This is a genomic window from Rahnella woolbedingensis (assembly GCF_003602095.1).
In the GTDB taxonomy this organism is placed as follows: Bacteria; Pseudomonadota; Gammaproteobacteria; order Enterobacterales; family Enterobacteriaceae; genus Rahnella; species Rahnella woolbedingensis.
Genome location: NZ_RAHH01000062.1, coordinates 1 through 5,585 on the forward strand (window position 1 = coordinate 1; position 5,585 = coordinate 5,585).

6 protein-coding genes are annotated in these 5,585 nt (G+C 46.1%); 3 read left to right on the forward strand and 3 right to left on the reverse strand.

The window, feature by feature from the left end; all coding sequences use genetic code 11:
- Positions 1-650 precede the first annotated feature (650 nt).
- On the forward strand, positions 651-1,073 hold the full coding sequence (locus tag D6C13_RS24955; RefSeq protein ID WP_119823616.1) for an H-NS family histone-like protein: 423 nt from the start codon (positions 651-653) through the stop codon (positions 1,071-1,073).
- 572 nt (positions 1,074-1,645) lie between these two features.
- Complete coding sequence (locus tag D6C13_RS24960) at positions 1,646-2,578, forward strand: hypothetical protein (protein WP_120135305.1); 933 nt, start codon at positions 1,646-1,648, stop codon at positions 2,576-2,578.
- 104 nt (positions 2,579-2,682) lie between these two features.
- On the opposite strand, the gene D6C13_RS24965 is transcribed toward D6C13_RS24960, so the two are convergent.
- From D6C13_RS24965 to D6C13_RS24975, 3 genes are all read right to left on the reverse strand, one after another.
- Positions 2,683-3,456: a tyrosine-type recombinase/integrase gene (locus tag D6C13_RS24965; RefSeq protein WP_119823612.1), complete on the reverse strand. Its 774-nt coding sequence runs from the start codon at positions 3,454-3,456 to the stop codon at positions 2,683-2,685.
- Between the two features lie 453 nt (positions 3,457-3,909).
- Positions 3,910-4,176 (reverse strand): hypothetical protein, encoded by a 267-nt coding sequence (locus tag D6C13_RS24970; RefSeq protein ID WP_120135306.1) that lies wholly within the window; start codon positions 4,174-4,176, stop codon positions 3,910-3,912.
- Between the two features lie 23 nt (positions 4,177-4,199).
- Positions 4,200-4,403, reverse strand: coding sequence for a hypothetical protein (locus tag D6C13_RS24975; protein ID WP_120135307.1), 204 nt, complete (start codon positions 4,401-4,403; stop codon positions 4,200-4,202).
- Between the two features lie 553 nt (positions 4,404-4,956).
- On the opposite strand from D6C13_RS24975, the gene D6C13_RS24980 reads away from it, so the two are divergent.
- The coding region (locus D6C13_RS24980) for a hypothetical protein (RefSeq protein ID WP_147408207.1) at positions 4,957-5,585 on the forward strand (629 nt) is incomplete at its 3' end.

Genomic DNA, 5,585 nt, shown 5'->3' on the forward strand with positions numbered 1-5,585 from the left:
TAACCGAACTGACCGATATCACCGGTCTGGAGGCCGGTGTTGTCAGTGGCGTAATCAATACGGGCCACGCCGGGTTCAGCCGGGGTGGGAATGTAGTTACCGTCGCTGTCTACGGAGAGGCTGGCCAGCTGCGCTGCCAGCAAAGCGTTGTTACGTGCAGAGTCAGACGTCATGTCCGTTATCCTTGAGTGTTATTAATGTGAAGAGCCGGCAAACCGGAAGCGCCGTGACGCTGCCGGAGCCTGAGGATCGGGAAAAGGTGATATCACTGAGCCAGTTACCCGATGCGGGTAAGGTAAGGATGTAGGGACAGGAAAAGAACAGCAGAATAACGAAGAGGGTTTTCCAAAAAAAACAAGCAATGTGCACGCGTCTTTTTTAAAACGGAAATTCAAAAAAACAATATTAATAACAGCAGGATATCACCACCCCATTCATGCCTCCGATCCGGCACGGCGCTATTTATGAAAACCAGAACAGAATATTCAGCAATGTCGGGTAAACACAGTCAGGCAACCGGCGTGTTTGTAAATATCCCACCCAAACGGCACATTCACTTTTAGAGATCTTCCAATCTCAAATCTCCAAACGTAGGATAATTTCCGAATTCCAGGCGGACCCCTTATAAACTGACTGCACTGGAATAACCCATGTCAAAGAACTCTTCTATGCCAGTTTCTGACGTTGTTGCATTTCTCAATAATCTGACCCGCCGTAACAAGGTGTTTAGGGCGATGCCCATTCAACTTCTTCGTATTCTCAATGCTGACAGTCGTCGCGTTCTGGAACAACGTGAAGATGAAGAGATGGCGTTAGAGGCAGAACAAAGAGCCAGGCAGAAGATGATCGATGAGCATCTTTCACTATTGAAGAAGGATGGGATTGAACCCGATGAACTGCTCAACAATGGGCGCCCACTTAAACGGCCTTCCATTGGCAGGGTTCGTCACTACCGAATCAAGGGTGAGCTTATCTCTTACAAGGGAGTGGGTAAGTACCCGCGCAAATTGAAAGATATCGTTGAAAAAGAAGGTGAAGAAGGTTTAAAAAACTACGAAATCTCCAACGATTAAAAAATTTTATATTTTTGTTTTGGAACTCGGCCTTTTGGCTGGTTAAGTTGCCTTCACAAACCTTTCCCCGCTATCTCTGGCGGGTTTTTTCATTCTGACCTTCCCTAACTATTGCTCCTGTTAGTTCTTTCTTCCAGGTTGCTTGCAAGTAAGGTATCTGCCGGCTCCGTTCTTCTCTCTCATTTTTATACTTAATGGGACAAAAGAATTGAATTCATACCCTGATGAAAATATGAAGTAAGTCATAGCATTGAAGGAAGCAAATGCTAGCCGGGTGTTGCTAACACTTAGAAGTAATTGCAAGCGGTAGATTGGCAGCGTATATTTGATGCAACCCAACAAAAATGTTTGTACTCAGGTAACGTCAAATGTCTCCATCAATCGTTAAGTCAGAACAACATGCCCGCTATGACAGAGTGGCAAAAGAAGTTCTACGCGGTGATCGTGAGTACAAACCTGCGCCGAAATCACGCTACAGCGTCTCTTCAAAATTCTCGTCTAAGCAGCCAGTTAGCTTTGCTTGATTAAGAAGACTGCGGCAAAATGAACCATCATTCAATGATGGTTTTTTTATGTCTGAAAACGAATCAATTCCTCCATTCGAACAAGCCTATCTCCTGAATACTCAGCTCATCGCTAGTGGTGACCAGCTGCGTGACGCCGTGATCACTGTCGGCGGTCAGGCGGTACAATATTGGGTTTCCTATTTCCATGACCAGTATGGTGAAGAGTTGCCGGATGAGCGACTGGTAACCTCCATCGACGTAGATTATTCAGCAAACAAACATGATGTAAATGCCATTGCACATGCCTTACACGTTGATGTTTCATTAAACGATAAAGGCAATCCACCCTCGGTCGCCCGGTTCTTGCTGATAGACAGCAAGACGAAAGAGATTAAGCAGGTTGATGGCAGATATTTTTCTGACCCGGAAGATCCTGAAATAGCCAACACCGTTGATGTGATTGACTGGCCAGCCGGTTTTGAATTGGGTGACTTCAGCGATAAAAAACTCTTGTTAAATACAGAACCGTTTTTAATCGCCCTGGGTGATACTGAAGAACCGGTGAAGCATGAGAAGGTGAGGGTGCTTAACCCCATTGCCTGCATAAAATCACGTTTTGCCAATTTGAAAATTTTGCGGCGGCGGCGAGACGTTGAACTGGCAAGGATCAATGCATTAAAAATCCCGTGCTTCTTCTTTATCCTGGAAATGTTCGACAAGCGTGACTTCAGGGTGGCAAGAGACCATTTTATGAATCTCTATGCTTTAGCCTGGGACGAAAACTATCTTCGTCTCCAGACCGAGCTCCGCGACGCCAAACACAATGTTTCTCTGTTGCCCATTCTTGAGAAAGTGCATGAGTATCTGGTTGTCCACTTTGACGATTTTGAACTGCCTGAAGATTTCGTTCACAAAGACCTGCCGAACCGGCTCAGGCAATTGAGAAAACGCTCTGAACGCTATGTCACTTTAGGTAACAGGGTCAAACAAAAGCAGTAAAAAAGGGCGGTCAATAATATGACTGCCCTTTTTATTACAGTGAGCTAGCCCGAAGTTTGGCGGTTTACGAAAGTGCTATAACGCATAGCCTTTGCGCGACAACATCAGAAATGGCCCGAGATCTGGCGGGGCAGATTTCCCGCCTGCATCATCGCCAGCTTCGCCTGTTCAACGTCGTACCCGAAATTCACCTGGTGTTGGCCAGCGACATCGAACAGGAACAGCTTGGTGTACACCTCGGTGGACTTGAAGGACTTATGGCCCATCAGGGTTTGCAGGACTTTGGGGTGTATGCGGTTGAACAAAATGTGCATCGCAAAAGAGTGCCGGAAGGATTTGGGAATGATCGGCGTGATAGAAAACGTGACGCCGTCACGCTCAGCGGCATCAATAGCGCGCTTCAGCCACCGCGATATGGTATCCGGCGACACCGGCCACAGGGGTTCCTCTACTCTTATCTTCAGCGTCGCGACCAGTGAGATCATTCTTTCACGATAGGTGGTATCCCACACCGGCACGTCTCTTACCGGCAATTCAGACTCTTTTGGCCGACCGCGACCGCGCGTTCGCTGTTTCAGCGTGGGCAATTTAATGGCGGGCATCGCCTGTTTGAACAACAGTGAAGCCGGCGTGAGGGCCAGCGCCTCGTTGGGCCTGGCCCCGGTATTCCACATGGTTTCAAAGAAAGTGCGCTGACGCAGATCGGGGAGATAGCTCAGCAGTACGGCAACCTCCGGGGCGAGCAAATACGCCGGCGCGTTGGGCGTGGACATGGCCAGCTGCCGCATTGCAAACACCCGCGCCCAGTCCGGCCCACCGACGGGCATCAGCATGGCGGGAGGGAGTATTTTCACGTCGTCGGGATTTTTAAAATCCACAGCATTGCCTCACAAAACTTTCTCAGATTTCACGTAGCGTTGTCATTTTGCTGACGCCGGCGAAGACATTTTTGCGCATGCGCAACTTTCACAGGCGGGTTCACCACGGCCTCCCGACGAACGTACTGGTTAGACGCTGCACGGCATGACCGATCCGCCATTATTATGCCAGAGGATCCCGCCATCATAATTACCCTAAATTGTACCGCATTGTGCGGAAGTTTCTTTCTATATGTCGTTTTGTCGCAGGCTTTTTTTGACGAAATAGACGGGCAGGGCGCACAAATCCCGCATATAGTATGTAACTCATTACATTGATACTACATAGGCGAAAATGGCGGGGTGCGGCGTTTGCGGATCTTTAACCGTTATTCCGCAGGGATAAGAGCGAAGGAAAGGGAAGGCGGCCAGAAAGGAAAACAGGACGAGGCAACCGCTTCGTCCTGGCGAACATCAGGTGTTGCTGTCAGGCAGAGTGTCAGTTCCCTGATTTTTAACCTCCTTCATTTCTTTAATGACTTGCTGAGCTGCCTTTTTTGGCAGCGCCTTAACACGCAGGTTATCGGCACTTTCCAAAATCGCCTTAACCTGGTGAGTTTCAATATCAATACCTTCCTTTCTAAAGGTATTACGTATTTTCAGAGGACCCGCCCCGCCTGCTTTCATTTCTTGCATGCGCTTGACGTTACCTTCAAGGTTTGACATCCCGAACCAACTCATTGTTTTACTTACCTTTTGTGGGGTTAGCCTGTTTTCTTACTTGCCAGGCGTGTTGCGTTTTCCAGTGTGGTACGCAACAACTCCTGGACGCCGCCAACTGCTTTAAGACGCATTTCACGCGCTGCACCGCCAGATACTGTGCTCCCATCCTCGCGGATAATAGGTGAGCACCACGGATCACTGCCTTTAGGTGCCACCGGTTTAACAAACTTAACTACCTTTCCCATATTGTGTTCCTTGGTTCGAATGTGACATATGACGCAGAGCACAATTGCTTCGGTCATTTATACTTCTACATGATGGCTTGCATTTTGACAAGACTGTTGAAATTCACAGGCAGCCATTGAGTGGGTGAGTGAAAAATCTATATTAAAAACTCATTTTCTATCTTTTGATCGCCTGGGTGGGGTTTTCTCGTCGAAAAAAGGAGTGATTATCATATGGTTTGACGTTTTTTGCATAAAAGTGTGTTTTTGTGGGAGGAAGTGAAGAACAGAAAACACCAATCAATAGTATTTAGCGTTTGAACTTTTAATACCAATAGGTATAAACACATAACTTGGCTACATATCTTCACGCGATTTTGCCGCAGCGAGGACAGCTGGACAGAAATGGCATGAATTGGTCTACAGGCTGACACGGCGTAGTAGGGGATGAAGGTGGTGCGTCTTTTATTTGGTGATATGGGGCAGCACTATTATAGTGAGGTATAATTATCAGATGCCGCATGACGTGCAGATCCGTAACGGTATATTTTCCGAAAAATATAAGGAGTCCGACTTGTTTAATATCATCTTTAATGAATCGACTAGTAAAAAGGATTTAGTTCAAAAATTATCGTTACCGCGAGTTGATTTCCTTCCAAATTTTTCCACCAACTTACTCAGTGACTTGGGATTAATACCACTCACAAATAAATCAGTAATGAAGTTGGCAGATTACCCAACCTTATTTTTAAGTCCTACGTACACAGCCGGCCGAGGTGAAAAGAAAAAGATATATATTGATGTTAAGGTGGTTGATTTAGTGAATATAGCAGTCAATGGCAATGAAGTAACATATTCAATCTCTATTGATGCTGACTATGGGAAAGTAAAAGTTAGTTGCATCGAAGAGTTAAGTAGTGCTCTTGAACTTACTCCTGAAGAATTAGAGGATGTACAGAGTAGGTGGTTTTTGAATAAAGGTGATAAAAATAATTTTTTCAAAGCCTTGAACCTATCTCCACCATTAAGTCTTATTATAACTAATAGGGTTTTGGGGGGGATTAACCCTCCTGAACATGAAGTGATTACAGACTTCCCTGAAGAAGCAGTACAAGTACTAGAGAATGACAACGATCAAAAAATTATATACCGCCTTGAGGAATTTTTGACGTTTATACTTGGCGAAAAAAATAGCACAACTCA

Excerpts from the sequence above, each read along its gene's own strand:
- D6C13_RS24975 (WP_120135307.1), bottom strand. The coding sequence starts at position 4,403 with ATGGGAAAGGTAGTTAAGTTTGTTAAACCGGTGGCACCTAAAGGCAGT.
- D6C13_RS24960 (WP_120135305.1), top strand. The coding sequence starts at position 1,646 with ATGTCTGAAAACGAATCAATTCCTCCATTCGAACAAGCCTATCTCCTG.
- D6C13_RS24970 (WP_120135306.1), bottom strand. The coding sequence starts at position 4,176 with ATGAGTTGGTTCGGGATGTCAAACCTTGAAGGTAACGTCAAGCGCATG.
- D6C13_RS24955 (WP_119823616.1), top strand. The coding sequence starts at position 651 with ATGTCAAAGAACTCTTCTATGCCAGTTTCTGACGTTGTTGCATTTCTC.